Here is a 19,170-nt window from a genome sequence, read left to right as displayed (position 1 = left end):
TATGGACACCTGGATCGGTTTGATGTCCGGCACCAGCATGGATGGCATTGATGCCGTGCTGGTGTCGTTCCAGGGACAGTCCGCACGAATCCACGCATCTCACACCGCACCCTACCCCGATCAGATCCGGCACAGACTCCTGGCCGCCAGCCAGAATCAGGCAACCCCGGATGAAATCGGCGAACTGGACACTCTCACCGGCACGCTGTTTGCGCAGGCCGCGACAGAGGTGATACGGCACTCCGGCCTCTGTGCATCAGCTATTCGCGCCATTGGCAGTCACGGTCAGACGCTTCGCCATCAACCTTTAGGTGCGGCGCCCTTTACCATCCAGATTGGCAATCCGTCTGTTATTTCTGAAGCCACCGGCATTACCACCGTCGCCGACTTCCGCAGAAGGGACATGGCTGCCGGAGGCCAGGGAGCACCTTTGGTCCCTGCGTTTCACAAGGCCTTTTTCAGTTCAGACACAGAGGATCGCTGCATCCTTAATCTGGGGGGCATTGCGAACATAACCTGGATCCCGGCCGACAGAGGCAGCCCGGTAACCGGTTTCGACACCGGTCCAGCCAACGCGCTGATGGATGCCTGGTGCCTGGCTCAGACCGGGCTTCCTTTTGACAGCGATGGCCACTGGGCCAGGGAAGGCAAAGTGAATCAGGAACTGCTCAGCGATATGCTCTCGGATGCCTATTTTTCGCGGACACCCCCGAAAAGCACCGGCAAGGAGAGGTTCAATCTGGACTGGGTAAAAACGCAGGTAAGTCGCCATCCGGACATCCCGGCCGAGGATATTCAGCGAACCCTGCTGCAACTGACAGTGGAAAGCGTGGCGAATCAATTACCCGAAGCCCGCGATCTCCGGATTTATGTCTGCGGCGGCGGTGCGCGGAATTCGCTACTGATGGCGGAGCTTGAGAAAGCTTTGCCTGAAAGCCGGCTCACGCTGACATCAGACCTGGGGCTGGACCCGCAAATGGTGGAACCGGTGGCATTTGCCTGGCTGGCAAAACAGGCCCTGGAGGGATTACCAGGTAACCTACCTGAGGTGACCGGAGCGTCAGGCCCGCGAATCCTGGGGGCCATCTACCCGGCCTGAGGCCTTCCTGAGTTCAGATGGAGAAGGAACTGCCACACCCGCAGGTTGAGCTGGCATTCGGATTCTGGACGACAAACTGGGAACCCTGAAGACCTTCCTGATAATCGATGGTGGCTCCGACAAGATACTGATAGCTCATCGGATCAACCAACAGATAAACGCCGTCACGCTCGATAACGGTATCTTCTTCATCCTGGCTTTCATCGAACGAGAAACCATACTGAAACCCGGAACAGCCGCCCCCGGTCACGAAGACGCGGAGTTTGAGTTCGGCGTTACCCTCTTCCTCGATTAACTCACGCACCTTGGCAACGGCGCTGTCACTGAAGAACAGCGGTGTGGCCATTTGTTGCTGGACTGCACTCAAGTTCGCCTCCGGATTATTGCTAACAACTCAGGCGATTATGGTATTCCTGACTAAAACAATCAACTATTCGGACTTTCCACCATCGACCGATGCTTCATCAGCCTCGTCCGGCTGGTCAGCACCGTGGGCCTGTTCCTGCTTCTGCCGGGTGGCGGAACCATCCTGTGCAAGCAACCCGACCGGTTCCCGCTGATGGACCAGATTACCGTTAACCGAAGCTCCCATCGCCATTTCGATAAGGTTGTAAAAAACACTCCCATTGATGGACGCTTTTTCCGCCAGTTCAAGATGGGCCGAGGCGTAGACATCACCATTCACCGTACCATTGATGATCACGTGAGGGGCGTTGATATCGCCGGTGACCTCTCCGACCTCCGAGACCCTGAGCACGGCATCGGTCCCTTCATCAGCAACCACCTTGCCGCGAATACGCCCGTCCACATGCAGGCCACCGGAGAAGTGAACATCCCCCTCGATGGTTGTACGGGAGGAAACCAGGGTATCAAAATGGCCGGTAGGCCGGCGTGGCTTCTGCTTTTTCTTGCCAAGCATGTCAGTTCTCCGTTAAATCATCCCAGTTAAAGGTACGCTCGGCCTGCGAGGACTTCCGTCCCTCCGCCTGGGCTACCACCTGAATCTCGATTGGCTCAAATTCTTCCGGCAACGCCAGGGTACCTTCAACATCCTGGAAATACCGGAAACGGAACTTCACCCCGAGATCCTCGATATCCTCAGAAAGATCACGCAGGGCAATCACCTCTTTTTCCTGGTCACGCAGCCCGATGACGTTCACCGCCACCACGCCGGAGATGTAACTTTTGTTATTACCGACCTGGGTCAGTACCAACTTGAAATCGTAGGCACCCTGACTGCGGCTGGGTGTCAGCGTGACGCTGTCGACCTGTAACCCTTTGCTAGTTTCCGAGGGTGCCATGATGTTTTTATAGAAAGTCAGGTCCGATTGCAGTGACGCAATCCGGGTTTCAAGATCAACTATGGTTTTCCGGGCCCGGTTCAGGGCCTGCTCATCAATGGCTCGCCCGCGCTCCAGATTGATCAACTGCTGCCGGGCCTCCCGGTAATCCTTCCGAAGCTTTTCGACTTCGCTCTCCAGCACCTGGTTCGATTCTTCCGCACTGGAGAACCGGAACCCGCCCTGCGCCAGGCCAGTTGCATACCCGGCGATCGCAGCGACTAGGGTGAACACCAGCAGGATTGCTGTTCTGCGCAGGCGGTAACCCGGGCGATGCCGGATTACAACATACTCTTCGGCCGGCTTTCTCTGCTCGCTCACGGTTTGTCCTTCGGCATTACGGCAGAAGCGCCGGAGCCTCAAGCCCCATGGTTTCTTTCAGCCCGAACATGATGTTCATGTTCTGAACCGCCTGCCCGGCGGCGCCTTTCACCAGGTTATCGATGACCGAAGACACAATAACAATGTTGCTTTGCTCCTGCCGATGCAGCGCCATACGGCACTGGTTTGCGCCCCTCACACTCCGGGTTTCCGGATGACTGCCAAAGGGCATGACATCGACAAACGGTTCCGCCTTGTACCGCTCTTCAAACAACGCCTGAAGCCGGTCGAAGTCTGCTGGATCTTTCAGCTCAGCATAGAGAGTTGCTTCGATACCGCGAATCATCGGAATCAGGTGCGGAACAAACGTCACCCCCACGTCACCACCAGCCGCGCCAGACAGCCCCTGACGAATTTCGGGCAGATGGCGATGACCGGAAGCGCCATAGGCCTTGAAGCTCTCGCCAACCTCCCCGTGCAACATGCCGATCTTGCCCTGCCGGCCAGCCCCGCTGGCTCCCGATTTCGCATCTGCGATCAGGCGGGCGGGATCGACCAGGCCCTGCTCAAGCAGTGGCAGAAAGCCCAGCTGAACGGCAGTCGGGTAACAGCCCGGGTTCGCCACCAGTTGCGCTTCGCGGATTTCCTCACGGACCACTTCCGGCAGCCCGTAGACTGCCTTCTCAGCCCATTCCGGGCTTTCGTGGCGCATGCCGTACCAGCTTGCCCAGACATCCAGATCTTTCAGGCGGAAGTCCGCAGAGAGATCAACCACACGCACACCGGCCGCCATCAGTTCCGGCACCATCCTCATGGCGACACCGTGGGGCGTGGCAAAGAACACCAGATCGCATGCTGCCAGTATGCCTGCATCCGGCTCAGAGAACGCGAGGTCATAGTGCCCGCGCAAGTTCGGATACATATCCGCCACAGGCAGGCCGGCTTCCGAGCGGGATGTAATGCAACTGACCGAAACTTCAGGGTGAACCGCGAGGATTCTCAGCAGCTCCACACCGGTATACCCGGTGCCACCAACGATGCCTACTTTAATCACCTTTCTCTCCAGCGACGTCGTATCAGGATTTTGAGGTTTGACGGCGTAGTCTACCATGATAAACCAATGACTTATTGCAGCCCTCAGGGCGACCGTTACAATGTTGTCAGAAACGTTGCCAGAAACCTTCTGGCGGTCCGCCTAAATTCACCGGAACTCCGGCCTCATGCAGAAAATCTGGTACCAGATTACCGAGCACCTGATCCCTGTTTTCCGGCGCAGGCTTTCCGGTGTCGACGCGCTGCCGCAACTGGCCGTTCTTGGCCTGTTATCGGGGCTTATCACTGGCGGTGTCATCCTGGTTTTCCGCCTGGCCATCGAATGGCCCCTGGAGCGCTTTCTTCCGGGAGAGGGCTCTGAGTCGTTTGAGAACCTCGATCTGCTGACCCGCGGCCTGCTTCCTCTTGCAGGGGCTCTCAGCCTCGGTTTGCTGCTCCACCGGCTGTCCACCCATGACCGCAAGGTGGGGGTTGTCCATGTCATGGAGCGCCTGAACTACCACCAGGGCTACATATCCATCCGCAGCGCCATCGTGCAATTCATCTCGGGCGTCGCCACGGTTGTCAGTGGCCAGTCCGCAGGCCGGGAGGGACCGGCGGTGCATCTGGGGGCCGCGTTCTCCAGCCTGATGGGGCAGTGGATGCGGTTGCCGAACAACAGCATCCGGACCCTGGTTGCCTGCGGCTGCGCAGCGGCGATTTCAGCCTCGTTCAATACGCCGATATCCGGTGTCATTTTCGCCATGGAAGTCGTGATGATGGAATACACCATTGCCGGCTTCACTCCTATCATCCTGGCAGCGGTCAGTGCCGCCGTTGTCACCCAGGCGGTGTATGGCTCAGAGCCAGCCTTCAACGTGCCTGCTCTGACGATGAATTCCCTGCTTGAGATTCCCTGGATTCTCGCTATTGCCGTCATTATCGGCATTGCCGCTGCGTTGTTTATTCAGTTAGTGGACACCATGGGCAAACATCACCACCGGCCAGTCCTGTTGCGGATTGTCACCGCAGGTTTGCTGATGGTGCCTTTCGCCATTCTGGTTCCGGAAACCATGGGTATCGGGTACGACACTGTTAACGAAACCATTAATGGTCAGCTGGGATTCTGGCTGCTATTGGGCGCAGGTGTTGCCAAACTGATCATTACATCGTTGTCCATCGGGCTGGGCATGCCAAGTGGCGTCATCGGCCCGACTCTGTTTATGGGTGCAACACTGGGGGGAGCAATGGGGCTGATCGGGGCCCAGATCATGCCGGAGCACGCTTCCTCCGTAGGGGTCTACGCCATACTGGGCATGGGAGCCATGATGGGGGCAGTGCTTCAGGCGCCGCTGGCCGCCCTGATGGCCCTGATGGAACTGACCCATAACGCCAACATCATCCTTCCGGGCATGCTCATCATTACCACCTCAAGCCTGGTGACCAGTGAAGCGTTCGGCAAGAAATCACTGTTCCTTACCATCCTCAAGAATCAGGGCCTGAGCTACCAGAATTCTCCGGTTATCCAGGCCCTGCGCCGGGTATCGGTAGGAGCCATCATGGACCGCAGCATTCTGCGCACAGGGCGACACCTTACTGTCGGGGACGCCCGGAAGGTCCTGAAATCCGAACCCAAGTGGCTGGTTGTTGAGGGCAGTAACGGGCCGACCGCCCTGCTGCCAGCGGTCGACCTCGCCCGCTATCTCGAAGACACCGAAAAGCTGGTTTCCGAAGAAGAAATCGAGCCCCCGGAGTCCATCGATCTGATGGATATTCCCGCCAATCGTCGTGATGTCGCTCCGGTACAATACCAGGCCACCCTTGAGGAGGCCCTGGACGAATTCGAGTCAACCAACGCCGAGGCCCTGTACGTACAACGTCACGTAGCGCCCATGATCCAGCGGGTTTACGGTGTGGTGCTCAAATCCGATATCGAAAGTTATTACCAATACCGACGGAGCTGACGAATGCTGTGGGTCAAAGCCTTCCATATTATTTCACTGGTGTGCTGGTTTGCCGGCATCTTCTATCTGCCCAGGCTGTTCGTCTACCACGCCGCCTGCGAGGATGAACCGGGGCGCGAACGATTCAAGATCATGGAGCGCAAGCTCTATCGGGGCATCACCACGCCCTCAATGATTGCCACGATTGTCTTCGGTGTGTGGCTGATCAGTTACAATGTTTCTGGCTACTTCAGTCAGGGCTGGCTGCATGTGAAGCTGCTTCTGGTCGCTGTGCTGATCGTTTACCATTTCTACTGCGGACATCTTGTCAAAGTCTTCCGGGACGACCGGAACACCCGCAGCCACGTATTCTATCGCTGGTTCAATGAACTGCCGGTCTTTATCCTTCTGGCCGTTGTTATCCTGGCTGTCGTCAAACCCTTCTAAGGAGGTGGGTCATCAAACGCTATAATCGTCCCCAGGTATTGATACTCTCCGGTCTGGACCCCTCTGGCGGCGCCGGTATTCAGGCTGACATCCAGGCGATTACATCACTGGGTTGCCACCCTCTGCCCGTACTAACCTGCCTCACCGTTCAGGACACCCGGAACGTGTACGGCGCTGAAGCCGTCTCTGCTGAGCTGATTCGCAAGCAGCTTCAGTGCATTGCAGACGATGCTCCGATTCATGCGGTGAAAACCGGGGCACTGGGTAACGCTGCGGTGGTGGACGTACTGGTGGAGTTTATGGCCGAACGCCCGGGCCTGCCGCTCATCACCGACCCGGTGATCAAGGCCGCGGGTGGCGGCGATCTGGCCGACGACGAACTGATTGCCGCCATGAAGGAGCGGTTGTTTCCGCTGGCCGAGATGATTACCCCGAACGGGGTCGAACTGGCGTTGCTGGGAGGCAGCGATAATCCCGGCGAGGCAGCCGAACACCTGCTGCAAGGCGGGTGTGAATCGGTTCTTGCAACCGGGGGCCATGGCACCGGCATCCACATCACCAACACGCTTTACAACCATGGCCCGGAGCCCATGCGCTGGGAGATTGAGCGTATTGGCGGAGAGTACCACGGTACCGGCTGCACGCTGGCGGCAGCTATTGCAGCAGGCCGGGCGTCGGGCCTGTCGCCCCGCGCCGCCATCTCCCAGGCCCAGAACTACGTAAACCACGCCATACTGCATGCGCTTGAGGTTGGCAAAGGCCAGCCAGTACCGGACCGGGGCATTCTGTGGGAACGATGAGCAAGGGGCTTCGCCCGGGGCTCTATGCCATTACCGACAGCCAGCTCACCCCGCGTGCCATTCTCATTGAATCCGTTGAAGCGGCACTGCGGGGTGGCGCGGTAATGGTACAATACCGGGAAAAATCCGCGCCCCTGGCCGAGAGAGTCGCTCAGGCCAGAAACCTTCAGGCTGTTTGCCGCAACGCCGGTGTGCCGCTGCTGATCAATGACGATCCGGAACTGGCAAAACGGGTCGGAGCTGCCGGCGTTCACCTGGGACAGACCGACGGCTCACTGGCCGCTGCCCGCCGGTTACTCGGGGAGCAGGCCATCATTGGAGTAACCTGCCATGCCGACCTTGCACTGGCACAGGCCGGGCTGGAGGAAGGTGCCGACTATCTTGCATTCGGGCGCTTTTTCACATCCTCGACCAAACCGGGGGCACCGGCGGCATCGCCGGAGGTGCTCACCGAGGCGAAACGTTTCCGTCGCCCCCTGGCTGCCATTGGCGGAGTAACCACAGAAAACGGCGAATCTCTGATTCGTGCCGGTGCTGACATGCTTGCCGTGGTTGGCGGCCTGTTCGGGGGCAGCCCTGATGACATTGAGCAACGGGCAAAAGCCTTTGAACGACTGTTCGCAAACCATCATCCACTTTTTCACTTCCATGATAACAGGAGCCAAGACACATGACGCACTCCGAAACCCTTTTCGAGCAGGCTCAGAAATACATTCCCGGTGGCGTAAATTCCCCGGTCCGGGCCTTTCGCGGTGTCGGGGGAACACCCATCTTCTTCAACCATGCCCAGGGCGCCTACCTGTATGACGAGGACGGCCAACGCTATATCGACTACATCGGCTCCTGGGGGCCGATGATTCTTGGCCACTCGGACAAGCGCATCAAGGATGCCCTCCATGCCCAGGTTGATCTCGGCATCGGCTATGGCGCGCCAACGGCGCTTGAGACGGAGATGGCCAGGAAGGTCTGCGAACTGGTGCCCTCAATCGATCTGGTCCGCATGGTGAACTCCGGCACCGAGGCAACCATGAGCGCAATCCGACTGGCCCGGGGTTACACCGGCCGGGACAAGATTGTGAAGTTTGAAGGCTGCTACCACGGACACGTGGATTCCCTTCTGGTAAAGGCGGGCTCCGGCGCACTGACCCTCGGCGTGCCGAATTCACCGGGCATCCCGGCCAGCCTGGCCGAACTCACCCTGACGCTGACCTACAACGACATCGATAGTGTCAGAGAGACCTTCAGCAAGATGGGCGACCAGATCGCGGCAATCATCGTGGAGCCGGTTGCCGGCAACATGAATTGCATCCCGCCGGTGCCCGGATTCCTCGAAGGGCTGCGTGAGGTATGCGACGAGCATGGCACGGTGCTGATTTTTGACGAGGTAATGACCGGCTTCCGCGTGTCCCTCGGCGGTGCCCAGGGGCTATATGGCGTGACGCCTGATCTCACGGCCCTGGGCAAGGTGATTGGCGGTGGGCTTCCGGTTGGCGCCTTTGGCGGCAAACGTGAAATCATGGAGCATATCTCACCGCTGGGCCCGGTCTACCAGGCCGGTACCCTGAGCGGAAACCCGCTCGCCATGTGTGCAGGCCTGGCGACTCTGAACGCGATTTCCGAGCCCGGTTTTCACGACCGCCTGACCGAGAAAACCAACGCCGTTTGCCGAGGCCTCAGGGAGGCCGCCGATGCCACCGGCATTCCCCTGACCGTTCAGGGTTCCGGTGCCATGTTTGGTTTCTTCTTCACAGAAGAGCCTTCGGTTACCCGCTTCGACCAGGTGATGGCCTGCGATGTCGAGCGATTCAAGAAGTTCTTCCAAGGCATGCTGAAGGAGGGTGTCTACCTGGCCCCCTCCGCCTTCGAGGCTGGCTTCACCAGCGCTGCGTTGTCAGAACAAGATATTGCCCATACTACCGCGGCGGCCAAGAAGGTCATGGCCACGCTCTGATCCCTGAGACTGCGCTCGCCAGTCAACACACCCCGCAGGTCAGCCCGAGGCTTGTCCTGCGGGGCCATCCATGTGATATGCCTCACACTTCCAGAGTGAACACACCCGGCTTGCCTCCTCTGCCGTTGACTTACCCATGTCACTGATCAAATTATGGGCACATCTCTACCGAGATGCTCTGACGGCATCAACCTAACAAACACAAGAACCAAGTCAGCGCACGGAAGCACTCGATCTGCCTTGAGGCAGATGCAGTATGAGAAAGGAGTCTCTGGAGCAACCCGTTAGGTTGAGCCGCAGTTTGGATAACAAACACAACATCAAACTGTAGGAACGACAATGAAAGCCTGGATTAAAGCAATGGCCCTGGCCCTGACTGTGGCCTGGTCTGCGCCCTCCGCCGCCTGGTGGTGGGACTCTACCCCTTCAGATTACACCGATACCCGTTACCCGGTTGTGCTGGTGCACGGTATGTTCGGTTTTGATTCCATTGCCGGTGTGGATTACTGGTACGGCGTGGCTGAAGATCTCCGCAAATATGGCGCCGATGTTTACACCACCCAGGTTCCGGCTCTTGATAGCACTATTGCCCGTGGTGAAGCCCTGCTGCCTCAGGTTCAGGCGATTGCCGCTGTGCATGGTAAGGTGAACCTGATTGGCCACAGCCATGGCGGGCCAACCGCCCGCTACATCGCCCGGATCCGGCCTGATCTGGTGGCTTCGGTAACCTCGGTGGGCTCCCCCCACAAGGGCTCTCCGGTCGCTGATCTGATCTACGGATCGCCCGCCGAAAGTCTGGCAGCGAGCCTGGGCAATGCCCTTGGTGGCCTTATCGATCTGCTTTCGAGCGGCGGCTACAACCAGGACCTGCGCTCCAGCCTTTACTCCCTGACGACCCAGGGAAGTGCCGAGTTCAACAGCTTCGCCCCTGCCGGTGTTCCGGCGACGGCGTGTGGAGAAGGGGCTTACTCGGCGAACGGCGTTCGCTTCTATTCCTGGGGAGGCACCGGCGTTCTCACCAACGTGCTGGACCCGTCTGACGCCCTGCTCGGCACCACCAGTCTGACCTTCGGTTTCAGCCAGAACGATGGTCTGGTCGGGCGCTGCAGCAATCGGTTCGGCAAGGTTATCCGGGACAACTACTTCATGAACCATCTTGATGAGATTAACCAGGCGCTCGGACTGCACAGCCTGTTCGAAACTGACCCGAAATCCGTTTACAAGCAGCACGCCAACCGGCTGAGGAATGCCGGTCTGTAATCCGCAACCAACCTTCTGGCTCCGCATGAAAGGGGCTGATCACGCTGGTAGCCGGGGTCATTCACCAACTGGGCAAACAATACCGCCCGCGCCGCCGCCAAGGGGCGTCGGGCCCATCATAAGTGCAGAGTGCTGGGGTGGCCATGGCAGATGGATTTCTAACGCGCGGCGGTGGTGTTGATATCATCCAGTGGCAGGGCGACTTCGATGAGTTTTCTGGGGATTTGATCAATTGCATCAAGACACCTGAATTCCGGCATGACTGGCTACACGCTGGGCTGTTCATCCAGCACAGCCTCCCGGTAGACAAAAGGGATGCGGTCCATCCATCGCATGTAGGCCTTTACGGGACGACTGTCCCTTATGCCGTGCTGCATGACTACGTAACCGGTCGGCATCATCTTGCCTGAGGGCACAGAAATGCTTGCGGAGTTGGGTAGCTCGCCCAAGCGCTTCTCCCAACCCTTGCGCCAATCACGCAGAGTGGGACCAAGGTTTTTCAAACCCTGCAGTGAGAACAGGTCTGGGGCCAAGGGCAGCACAACTTGTTCCGAGGCGATCAATGCCGAACGGTTGATGGCACCCAGGTTGGGCCCTACGTCAATTAGCACGAGATCTGCGGAATGCGCGCGCGGCCTGTTCAATGATTCGGTGAAACGCGGTAATCACCCGGAAGGCGGCTTCCTGACCGTCAAGGCACTTAGGCCAGTTTTCGGATAAGAGGTCCTCAAACCGCGAGAGCGCCAAGTTTCCACACACCAGCCCCAGTCGTTCTGCCACCTGTTCAACGTGGGGTGGCGCAATATCACCGGTACGATTCATCAAAGGCAACCGGCTTTCATAGACCGTGGCCTGGCCGTTGTCCTCCCAGAGCCCTGCCAGACGCTCCTCATCCAGAAACATCGCGCTGAGGTTGGCTTGCGGATCCAAGTCGACGGCTAAGGTACGGAGCCCTCGATCAGCGTACATCCATGCCAAATGGTAAACCAATGAGGTTTTGCCGACTCCGCCCTTGTTGTTGAAAAAGGCTATGGTTTTCATGTCGCTCTCCCCGGCAAAGTTGCCAAAAAGGTTCGGTCATCCAGTTCAAACTTGATGGGTGGATTTCCGCTTTTCTCCATAGCCGCTTTTGCGCGCTGAATGCCATAACCGTATCGGTTGACGTAGCCCAGGGCCCTCATGGCCTCGGCCAGCACGGGGTTGCGGTAGCTGCTGCGCTTTTCCAGGGTTTCGGGAGTCACTTCACCATAGAGACCGCCGGGGCTGTGTATTTCGATTCGGTCCGAAAACCAGTAAAGCTTGACCGGGGTATTGGACTGATAGTCCCTGTGCATGATGGCATTGAGCAGAATTTCTCGAATGGCCACGTCCGGGTAGTCAGAGACACTGGTTTCTCGCAAAGCAGAGGTTTGTCTGGGACGCTTCTGATATCAGGAGGCATTGAGGATATCCTGAACCAGTTTGTTATCCTGACTGTCGATGTGCAACAAGTGGGCTGCCTGTCGGACTTAAGGCTGATCTACTGTGCCGCTGCCCGGGCCTCCGCCTGATCCGCCCCAGCCACATTACCTCTTGCCCGACGGATATCCGCCAGCAGCAACCAGCCCGCCCGCTGCAGCCGGGTATCGCTTCCGGCCAGGGACAGCCCCTTAAGGGTGAACTGCTCAGCGGGGCCCAACCGGTTGCTGGCCACGTAGGCCTCCGAAAGCTTAAAGTAGACTTCCGCCGAGCGGGGCGCAATTCGCTGGGCCCGTTCGAGCCGTGCAATCGCCCCGGCGGCGTCACCCTGTTTGAGTAATCCGTCAGCTTCACGCACCAGGCTGAGCGCAGCCGGCGAGAGCCCATCCCCTGTTTCACGGTAGCTCGGAGAACTGCTGCGAGGCGGTTCCTGCTCTGACGGCGCCGCCGCGGGCTGCTCGCTTTTTCGCCAGACCGGCGCCTCATCCTCACCGGCACTGGTTCGTGGGGGCTCTGGTGCCTTGGCGGGCTCACCACCCACCGGCACATAAATTCCGCCACCCGGGCCGGAGGCGCAGCCCGCCAGGGCGAGCAGTGTCATGATGAGCCCTGTTCTGAACGTCGTTTTGATCTTCATTGGAACAATCCTTCAAACCAGCCCCGGATACGCCGTTCAAGGGTTCCGGAGCATGAAACTGTCTGCGCCGGTTCGCTGCCGGCGATGAAAGGCAGCAAACGGGCAGTGTCGCAGTACTTATCTGTCAGCGCCTGGCGCTCCGTATTAACCCAGTGGTAGTTGACCCCATCAGGCACCACCGGCGAAAAGCCATGCTGCGGCACCTGCGCCATAAAACGGGACCAGACCGGCAGCGCCCCACTGGCACCTGTCAACGCTGTTGCTCCGTTATCATCACGACCGACCCAGGCTACTGCCAGTAGATCGCCGCTGAACCCGGCAAACCAGGAATCCCGACCATCGTCGGTGGTCCCCGTCTTGCCGGCCAGGGTCAATTGCCGTGGCAAGATGTTGTAGGTGGAACGCCCGGTGCCTTCCTGCATAGTTTCCTGCATCGCGTACTGTACCAGATGCACGGCCGCAGGATCGGCAACCTGCTCCACCTCAAGGCTGTATCGGGAAAGCGCTTCGCCACTGGCATCGGTGACTTCCCGAATCGTTCTTAACGGGGTATTGAAGCCGGAAGTCGCCAGTCCCTGATAGATCTGGGCGACGGTAATCGGGCTCATGGAAACCGATCCCAGCAACATGGACGGATACTGCGAAATCGGCGTATCGACACCAAAAGCAGTCAACGTGTCACTGACCACATCCACACCGATATCCAGCCCGACCCGCACCGCAGGCAAGTTGTAGGAGTGGGAAAGCGCCTTGTGCAACGGTACCTCCCCTCGCTCTTCGCCATCGTAATTTTTCGGTTGCCAGCGCCGGCCGTCATCAAATTCCAGAGTAAAGGACTTATCCAGTACCGGTGTCATCAAGGTATAACGCTCGGACCGCTGCAACGCCGACAAATATATAAACGGCTTGACTAACGAGCCAATCTGGCGATTAGCGTCCAGAGCCCGGTTAAAACCGGCAAACCGGGGGTCTTTCCCGCCGACCAGGGCCAGGACTTCCCCGGAATCCTTGGCTGTCACCACCAGGGTCGCCTCCAGCGATTCCGCCAGCTTCGCACCACCGAGCCTTGGCAAGGTGTCAGTCACGGCGAATTCTGCGGCGTACTGGATAGCCGGGTCCAGAGTGGTAAAAATCCGCAGACCTTCACTGCGAAGATCTTCTTCCTTGTAGTCACGGGCCAGGTGCCTTCGCACAAGATCAATGTAGGCCGGGTAGCGGTTCTCGGAATAGGAGGGGCGCTCGCTGACCCCGAGCGGAAGGCCCCTGGCCCTTGCGGCACGCTCGGGTTCGATCAGGCCAGCCTGCTCCATTTCCGAAATCACGAGATTCCGGCGCTCTGTTGCCCGCTCGCGGTTTCGCCGGGGATTGTAGTAGCTCGCGCCCTTGACCATCCCAACCAGAAGGGCAATCTGGTGCAGGTCGAGATCGCCCAGGGATTGGCCGAAGTAAAACTGACTGGCCAGGCCGAAACCATGAATGCTGCGCGTGCCTGCCTGCCCCATATAGACTTCGTTCAGGTAGGTTTCAAGGATGTCGTCTTTTTCATAATGGAGCTCCAGCAAAACCGACATGATGGCCTCATTACCCTTGCGGAGCAGTGTCTGGTCACGGGTCAGGAAGAGATTCTTGACCAGTTGCTGGGTCAGGGTGCTGCCACCCTGGACGACACGACCGGCCCGGATATTCGCAAGCATTGCCCGGCCAATGGACAAGGGGGCAATCCCGAAATGATCATAGAAATTGCGATCCTCCACGGCCATCAATGTCGCCGGCAGCAAGGCAGGGACCTGACTCAGCTCAACCAGCACCCGGTCCTCCTTGTGAGCCGGATAAATTCCGCCGATCCGGGCGGGTTCAAGGCGAATGATCGGTGCGGCCTCGCCCCGAATCACCGAAAAGCTCTGGACTCGGTCAGCCGAGATCGTCAATGAAATCCTGCGCGCGGGTTCATCACCATCCGGGAAGGAAAAGCCACGGGTACTGATGACGAACCGGCGGCCATTGCGCTGATAACTGCCGGGCTTATCGCCTGCGCCCTTGTGAAAACCGGATAGCTGGAGCTCCCGTTCGAGGGCACCGGCGCTGATACTGGCGCCCTCAAAGAGCTCAAGGGGGCGGGCATACACCCGCGACGGCACTTCAAACCGGCGCCCCTCGAAGCGGGACGTTACAACCGCATCGAGATAGACCGTCCAGCCTGCGAGCAACACGAGGCCAATGGCACAAAACCGGAACATGAAACGCCAGAACCATGGCCGGCGACCACTATTCGAGGACTTTCGGGAGGGCTTTCGCCTGGACGGGGAAGATGAGCTGGATTTTTTCATGGCCGGATTATAACGAAGGGACCGGCCAGGAAGGCAGGCCAACTGTGTGTTATTTCTGTAATCTGCCCGTTATGATAGGGCAATAAAAATCAATGGGTTCAGGGAACGCGAGGAGAGCACCGTGAGTGAGACATCCCCAGGCAATCTGATTCTGGCACTGCAGAATCCAGAGCTGTACGACCACCCGGTCAAAGACTTCCAGGTCATTGAAACTCATATCTCCCAGGTTATCCTGACCGGCGATTACGCCTACAAGATCAAGAAACCAATGGATTTCGGCTTTCTGAACTTCTCCACCCTGGAACGCAGAAAGCATTTCTGCGCGGAAGAGCTCCGGCTCAATCGAAGACTGGCCGAAGCGCTGTACCTTGAGGTCCTTCCGATTTCCGGGACCCCGGATCACCCCGTTCTCGGTGGTGACGGCGAGGCCTTCGAATACGCCATCAAAATGCGCCAGTTCGATCAGGACCAGCTGTTCGACCGCCTTCAGGAACAAGGTGAGCTGGCACCGGAACTTCTGACCAGCCTTGCCCGGCAGGTCGCCGCCTTCCACGAGCGATTGCCACCGGTCCCTGACGAAAAGCCGCTTGGGACCCCTGAAGCGGTCTTTGCGGCGATGCAGGAAAATTTTGACCAGATACGCCCGCTGATTGACGACGCCGATCTGCTCCTGCAACTGGACAACCTCCAGGCCTGGACCGAGTCTACCTACGAACGCCATCGGGAGCTGATTGCCAGTCGCCGGGCCAACGGCATGGTCCGTGAGTGCCACGGCGACCTGCACCTGGCCAATATCACCCGCTTTGAAGGCGACGTTACGGTTTTCGATTGCATCGAATTCAGCGAGCCTTTCCGCTGGATTGATGTGATCAACGATCTGGCGTTCCTGCTGATGGACCTGGAATTCCGGCGGGAAGGCGCGCTGGCCAATCTGGTGCTCAACACCTATCTGGAATACCGGGACGACTTCGAAGCCCTGCCCCTGCTGCCGCTCTACAAGGCGTACCGGGCCATGGTCCGGGCCAAGATTGCGCTGTTCACCATGGGCAATCCGTCCCTCAGCGGGGGCGAAAAAGCCGACCTGATGCAGCGCTATCGTGATTACGCCCAGCTGGCCGAGGATTACAGCACCATCCCCAATCACTATCTGCTGGCAACCACTGGCCTGTCCGCCAGCGGAAAAACCTGCGTCAGCGCTGCCATGGCCGGCGAACTGGGCCTGATCCGCCTGCGCTCAGATGTTGAGCGCAAGCGTCTGCACGGGCTTGCACCACTGGAAAGTTCGCGTTCCCCCACGGGCGGCAACCTCTACACTGCGCAAGCAACGGCGAAAACCTACCAACGGCTGGCAGGGCTCGCCGGACAGGTTCTGGCAGCCGGCTTACCGGTTATCGTGGATGCCGCCAGCCTGAAAGAAAGCGAGCGGTCGCTGCTGGCCTCCGTGGCGGAAGCCCAGGGCGTGCCGTTTGCGCTGATACACTGCGAAGCGCCGGAGACATTGCGCCGGGAATGGATCCGCAACCGCAAGGGAGACGCCTCAGAGGCAACCGAGGAACTCCTGGACACCCAGCAAACCTGGTTTGAACCGCTGACGGCGGAAGAAAAGACCCACACCATCCATCTGCACACGGATCAGGAACATGTAGCAGAGGCGGTGGCCGACCGGATTCGGCAGCATCTGGGCATTTCCATCACTAAAACAGGAAATTAAAACAATGGGTTACCACTGGCCAGCATGAGGCATGAGATGGACGACAACCGCGAACACGAAGTACATCAGATCAGCCACCCCCTGTATGCCCTCCTTCGCAGTGAGGACATGCAGGCCTTCAACGCCGAGAAGGCAAAACTCACAGAGCTGCCCAGTTTCGCCCACGGCGATTTCCGGGGTCTGGACCTGCGCGGGATGAATGCCAAGGGATTGGATTTCCGCCATGCCTACTTTCGCGGCACGGACCTGCGCGGGATAGATTTTTCGAAATCCAGAATGGAAGGCGCAAGCATTGCCAGCGCCAAGATTTCCGGCTGCTATTTCCCGCACCGGCTGGAGGCCGATGAGATTGTCATGTCCCTGAATCACGGGACCCGCATGCGTTACGCCATACTGCCAAAATGACCAGCGACAAGCGGGGCTAGCAACCAGTTTGCGCAGTGTCCGACCCGGCTCCGGGCAAATTTATCGAGTTCCGGCTCCGGGAAAAGGCCCGGGAGCGGGACGGTCAGTTCAAAATCAGACTTCCAGAATAACCGGCACCGAGTCGGTGAGGGTCAGGAGGCCCGTTGGATTGCCATTGCCCCGACTCAGGTCAGCGCGGTAGGCGATCACTTCCACGCCCGCATCGCAGGCCTCGCGCAGCAGCTCGCCGTATTTCCGGTCAATGTGGTCCGCCGGACGAACCGTTTCGATACCGGTGTGATTGACGACGAAAAACAGGACAGCGCGATCGCCCTGCTGTACCTGTGCCATGAGCTCGCGAAGGTGTTTCTGGCCGCGCTCGGTGACCGCATCCGGGAAAAAGCCCTGGCCGTTTTCCGCCAGCGTGACATTTTTCACCTCCACCCATGCATCGGCCGCCTTCCCATGACCGGAAAGCAACAGATCGATCCGGCTTTTCTCCGAGCCGTATTTTACTTCGGCCCGGCACTCCGGGTAGCCGGACAATTCCACCACCGTTCCGGCCTGTACGGCCGTCCGGGCCTGAGCATTGGGCCGGGCAGTGTTCACGCAGGCCAGCTGCCCGGGCGAGGTTTCCACCAATTCCCAGGTGTATGGAAGTTTGCGCCTGGGGTTGTCGCTGCGACTGAGCCACACCCGGGCGTTGTCAGGCTGGCAGCCCAGCATGGAGCCGGTGTTCGGGCAGTGGGCGGTGACCTCGGTGCCGTCCGGGAGCCGTACATCCGCCAGAAAGCGTTTGTAGCGGCGGATAAGACGGCCTTCAAACAAAGGTTCTGGAAACTTCATGTGATCTCCGTACAAAAGTAGATGTCACAAGGCTGGCACCCCCGAGACTAATCTGCTATTTTCCGCAAATTCCCGTTTCAGGACGAATGCTTCATCCAGGATACAACCGCGCAGCCACGGGGGCTCACGCGGAGTGAAGCAAAGCGTTCTTGTGAAGTACAAACAAGAGGCCGGGTGCAATGGCAAATACTGCACAACAACCACGCGAACGTTTTACCAACTTCACCCCCTACGAAATGAAGAAGGGTGAAGAGTACATGAGTGCTGAGATGCTTCAGCACTTCAAGGATCTGCTGCTGCAGTGGAAGCAGGAACTGATGGAAGAAGTTGACCGCACCATGCATCACATGCAGGAAGACGCGGCAAACTACGCGGATCCGAGTGATCGCGCAACCCAGGAAGAGGAATTCAGCCTGGAACTGCGTACCCGTGACCGCGAGCGGAAACTGATCAAGAAAATTGACCAGACCATCGACCGCATCGACAAGGACGACTACGGTTTCTGTGACCAGTGTGGCGTGGAAATTGGCATCCGCCGACTGGAGGCCCGCCCGACGGCCACCTTGTGCATCGACTGCAAAACCCTGGCCGAGATTCGCGAACGCCAGACCGGTATCTGAACCAGCCATTCGACAGCCGCCGGCTTTGTGCCCCTTACAGCAAGGCCGGCTGACTGACTGCCATGACCAATCCCCGGTACCGCGGCCGGTTCGCACCTTCTCCGACCGGCCCATTGCACTTCGGCTCGCTGGTAACCGCACTCGCCAGCTTCCTGGAAGCCCGAAGCCAGGGTGGCCAGTGGCTTATCCGCGTTGAAGACCTTGACCCCCTGCGGGAACCTCCGGAAGCAACCGGCCAGATCCTCTCCAGTCTCGACGCCCACGGCCTGCTCCCCGATGAACCGGTCCGGTTCCAGTCCCGACGATACAGCGCCTACCAGACCGCCATTGCCCGGCTAATGGAACAGGGGGACGGCTACCGTTGCCCGTGCTCACGAAAGGAACTCCTGGCCAATGAGGGGCGCCACCCCAATCATTGCCGCAGCGGCAGGGCCGTAACCGGCGACCGCCCTTTTGCCATTCGCTTTGCCCTGACAGACCAGGCCTGCCACTGGCAGGATCTGCTGCTGGGCCCACAACACCAGATCGTAAGAGCAGAACTGGATGACCCGGTCATTCTCCGCAAGGAAGGGTTCTACGCCTACCAGCTTGCGGTGGTGGTTGATGACATTGACCAGGGCATTTCAGATGTGGTCCGCGGCTCGGACCTGCTGGAAATGACCGCCCAGCAACAACAGATTTACCGGGCGCTTGGTGCCAGGCCACCGCGCTGGCTGCACATTCCGGTCGTTCTCAACGAAGCGGGCCAGAAACTCAGCAAGCAGACCCATGCGCCGGCCCTGGACGACAACACCCCCGGACAGAACCTGTTCAGGGCACTGGTCGCCCTCGGCCAGAACCCACCGGAAGCGCTGGCAAAAGGCCCACCGGAAACCCTGCTGGACTGGGGCCAGGCGAACTGGCAACGGGGCGCCATCCACCTGACATCCCGGTGAGGGACATGGTATAAAGCCCTTCTCACACCTCAGCGCGG

Annotated in this window: 22 protein-coding genes; 11 read left to right on the top strand and 11 right to left on the bottom strand. The window is 58.9% G+C overall.

The window, feature by feature from the left end:
• The first annotated feature begins 1 nt into the window (after position 1).
• The gene (locus NLK58_RS16140) at positions 2-1,099 is read left to right on the top strand and encodes an anhydro-N-acetylmuramic acid kinase (RefSeq protein ID WP_341581298.1); all 1,098 of its coding nucleotides are present in this window, start codon (positions 2-4) and stop codon (positions 1,097-1,099) included.
• Between the two features lie 13 nt (positions 1,100-1,112).
• Here the strand turns inward: NLK58_RS16140 and erpA are convergent, their stop codons facing one another.
• The 4 genes from erpA to argC all read right to left on the bottom strand — a co-directional run bounded on the left by erpA (position 1,113) and on the right by argC (position 3,814).
• On the bottom strand, positions 1,113-1,445 hold the full coding sequence (gene erpA / locus NLK58_RS16135) for an iron-sulfur cluster insertion protein ErpA (protein ID WP_205422348.1): 333 nt from the start codon (positions 1,443-1,445) through the stop codon (positions 1,113-1,115).
• 84 nt (positions 1,446-1,529) lie between these two features.
• Positions 1,530-2,018, bottom strand: a complete 489-nt coding sequence (locus tag NLK58_RS16130) for a polymer-forming cytoskeletal protein (protein ID WP_117619454.1) — start codon at positions 2,016-2,018, stop codon at positions 1,530-1,532.
• 1 nt (position 2,019) lies between these two features.
• On the bottom strand, positions 2,020-2,760 hold the full coding sequence (locus tag NLK58_RS16125) for a DUF6776 family protein (RefSeq protein WP_117619453.1): 741 nt from the start codon (positions 2,758-2,760) through the stop codon (positions 2,020-2,022).
• Positions 2,761-2,776: 16 nt separating this feature from the next.
• On the bottom strand, positions 2,777-3,814 hold the full coding sequence (argC, locus tag NLK58_RS16120; RefSeq protein ID WP_117619452.1) for an N-acetyl-gamma-glutamyl-phosphate reductase: 1,038 nt from the start codon (positions 3,812-3,814) through the stop codon (positions 2,777-2,779).
• Between the two features lie 166 nt (positions 3,815-3,980).
• On the opposite strand from argC, the gene NLK58_RS16115 reads away from it, so the two are divergent.
• The 6 genes from NLK58_RS16115 to NLK58_RS16090 all read left to right on the top strand — a co-directional run bounded on the left by NLK58_RS16115 (position 3,981) and on the right by NLK58_RS16090 (position 10,193).
• Positions 3,981-5,756 (top strand): chloride channel protein, encoded by a 1,776-nt coding sequence (locus NLK58_RS16115; protein ID WP_341581297.1) that lies wholly within the window; start codon positions 3,981-3,983, stop codon positions 5,754-5,756.
• Positions 5,757-5,759: 3 nt separating this feature from the next.
• The gene (hemJ, locus tag NLK58_RS16110; RefSeq protein ID WP_117619450.1) at positions 5,760-6,182 is read left to right on the top strand and encodes a protoporphyrinogen oxidase HemJ; all 423 of its coding nucleotides are present in this window, start codon (positions 5,760-5,762) and stop codon (positions 6,180-6,182) included.
• A gap of 41 nt (positions 6,183-6,223) precedes the next feature.
• Complete coding sequence (locus tag NLK58_RS16105; RefSeq protein ID WP_341582821.1) at positions 6,224-6,982, top strand: hydroxymethylpyrimidine/phosphomethylpyrimidine kinase; 759 nt, start codon at positions 6,224-6,226, stop codon at positions 6,980-6,982.
• Positions 6,979-7,656 (top strand): thiamine phosphate synthase, encoded by a 678-nt coding sequence (gene thiE / locus NLK58_RS16100; RefSeq protein ID WP_376788095.1) that lies wholly within the window; start codon positions 6,979-6,981, stop codon positions 7,654-7,656. The genes NLK58_RS16105 and thiE overlap by 4 nt, the downstream gene beginning before the upstream one ends.
• Complete coding sequence (gene hemL, locus NLK58_RS16095; protein ID WP_341581295.1) at positions 7,653-8,933, top strand: glutamate-1-semialdehyde 2,1-aminomutase; 1,281 nt, start codon at positions 7,653-7,655, stop codon at positions 8,931-8,933. The genes thiE and hemL overlap by 4 nt, the downstream gene beginning before the upstream one ends.
• A 339-nt stretch (positions 8,934-9,272) precedes the next feature.
• Positions 9,273-10,193: a triacylglycerol lipase gene (locus NLK58_RS16090; RefSeq protein ID WP_341581294.1), complete on the top strand. Its 921-nt coding sequence runs from the start codon at positions 9,273-9,275 to the stop codon at positions 10,191-10,193.
• Here the strand turns inward: NLK58_RS16090 and NLK58_RS20660 are convergent.
• The 6 genes from NLK58_RS20660 to mrcB form a co-directional block, all read right to left on the bottom strand.
• On the bottom strand, positions 10,151-10,273 hold the full coding sequence (locus NLK58_RS20660; protein ID WP_376788053.1) for a hypothetical protein: 123 nt from the start codon (positions 10,271-10,273) through the stop codon (positions 10,151-10,153). The genes NLK58_RS16090 and NLK58_RS20660 overlap by 43 nt on opposite strands.
• A gap of 186 nt (positions 10,274-10,459) precedes the next feature.
• Entirely contained in the window at positions 10,460-10,804 is a 345-nt protein-coding gene (locus tag NLK58_RS16085; protein WP_341581293.1) for an AAA family ATPase, read from the bottom strand.
• Entirely contained in the window at positions 10,794-11,234 is a 441-nt protein-coding gene (locus tag NLK58_RS16080; protein WP_341581292.1) for a ParA family protein, read from the bottom strand. Before NLK58_RS16080 ends, NLK58_RS16085 begins: the two co-directional genes overlap by 11 nt.
• Positions 11,231-11,593: an ATP-binding protein gene (locus NLK58_RS16075; protein ID WP_341581291.1), complete on the bottom strand. Its 363-nt coding sequence runs from the start codon at positions 11,591-11,593 to the stop codon at positions 11,231-11,233. Before NLK58_RS16075 ends, NLK58_RS16080 begins: the two co-directional genes overlap by 4 nt.
• Before the next feature lie 119 nt (positions 11,594-11,712).
• Entirely contained in the window at positions 11,713-12,288 is a 576-nt protein-coding gene (locus tag NLK58_RS16070) for a tetratricopeptide repeat protein (RefSeq protein ID WP_341581290.1), read from the bottom strand.
• Entirely contained in the window at positions 12,285-14,615 is a 2,331-nt protein-coding gene (mrcB, locus tag NLK58_RS16065; protein WP_341581289.1) for a penicillin-binding protein 1B, read from the bottom strand. The genes NLK58_RS16070 and mrcB overlap by 4 nt, the downstream gene beginning before the upstream one ends.
• Positions 14,616-14,736: 121 nt before the next feature.
• Here mrcB and NLK58_RS16060 point away from each other — a divergent pair, with 121 nt between their 5' ends.
• On the top strand, positions 14,737-16,326 hold the full coding sequence (locus NLK58_RS16060) for an AAA family ATPase (protein WP_341581288.1): 1,590 nt from the start codon (positions 14,737-14,739) through the stop codon (positions 16,324-16,326).
• A 36-nt stretch (positions 16,327-16,362) separates the two neighbouring features.
• Entirely contained in the window at positions 16,363-16,731 is a 369-nt protein-coding gene (locus NLK58_RS16055) for a pentapeptide repeat-containing protein (protein WP_117620430.1), read from the top strand.
• A gap of 114 nt (positions 16,732-16,845) precedes the next feature.
• On the opposite strand, the gene sfsA is transcribed toward NLK58_RS16055, so the two are convergent.
• On the bottom strand, positions 16,846-17,577 hold the full coding sequence (gene sfsA, locus NLK58_RS16050) for a DNA/RNA nuclease SfsA (RefSeq protein ID WP_341581287.1): 732 nt from the start codon (positions 17,575-17,577) through the stop codon (positions 16,846-16,848).
• Positions 17,578-17,756: 179 nt separating this feature from the next.
• Here sfsA and dksA point away from each other — a divergent pair, with 179 nt between their 5' ends.
• The gene (dksA, locus tag NLK58_RS16045; protein ID WP_117619439.1) at positions 17,757-18,197 is read left to right on the top strand and encodes an RNA polymerase-binding protein DksA; all 441 of its coding nucleotides are present in this window, start codon (positions 17,757-17,759) and stop codon (positions 18,195-18,197) included.
• 62 nt (positions 18,198-18,259) lie between these two features.
• Positions 18,260-19,132, top strand: coding sequence for a tRNA glutamyl-Q(34) synthetase GluQRS (gene gluQRS, locus NLK58_RS16040; RefSeq protein ID WP_341581286.1), 873 nt, complete (start codon positions 18,260-18,262; stop codon positions 19,130-19,132).
• Positions 19,133-19,170: the final 38 nt, after the last annotated feature.

This window comes from Marinobacter metalliresistant, assembly GCF_038098645.1.
GTDB classification, from domain to species: Bacteria; Pseudomonadota; Gammaproteobacteria; order Pseudomonadales; family Oleiphilaceae; genus Marinobacter; species Marinobacter metalliresistant.
This window is presented reverse-complemented; position numbering and strand designations above follow the sequence as displayed.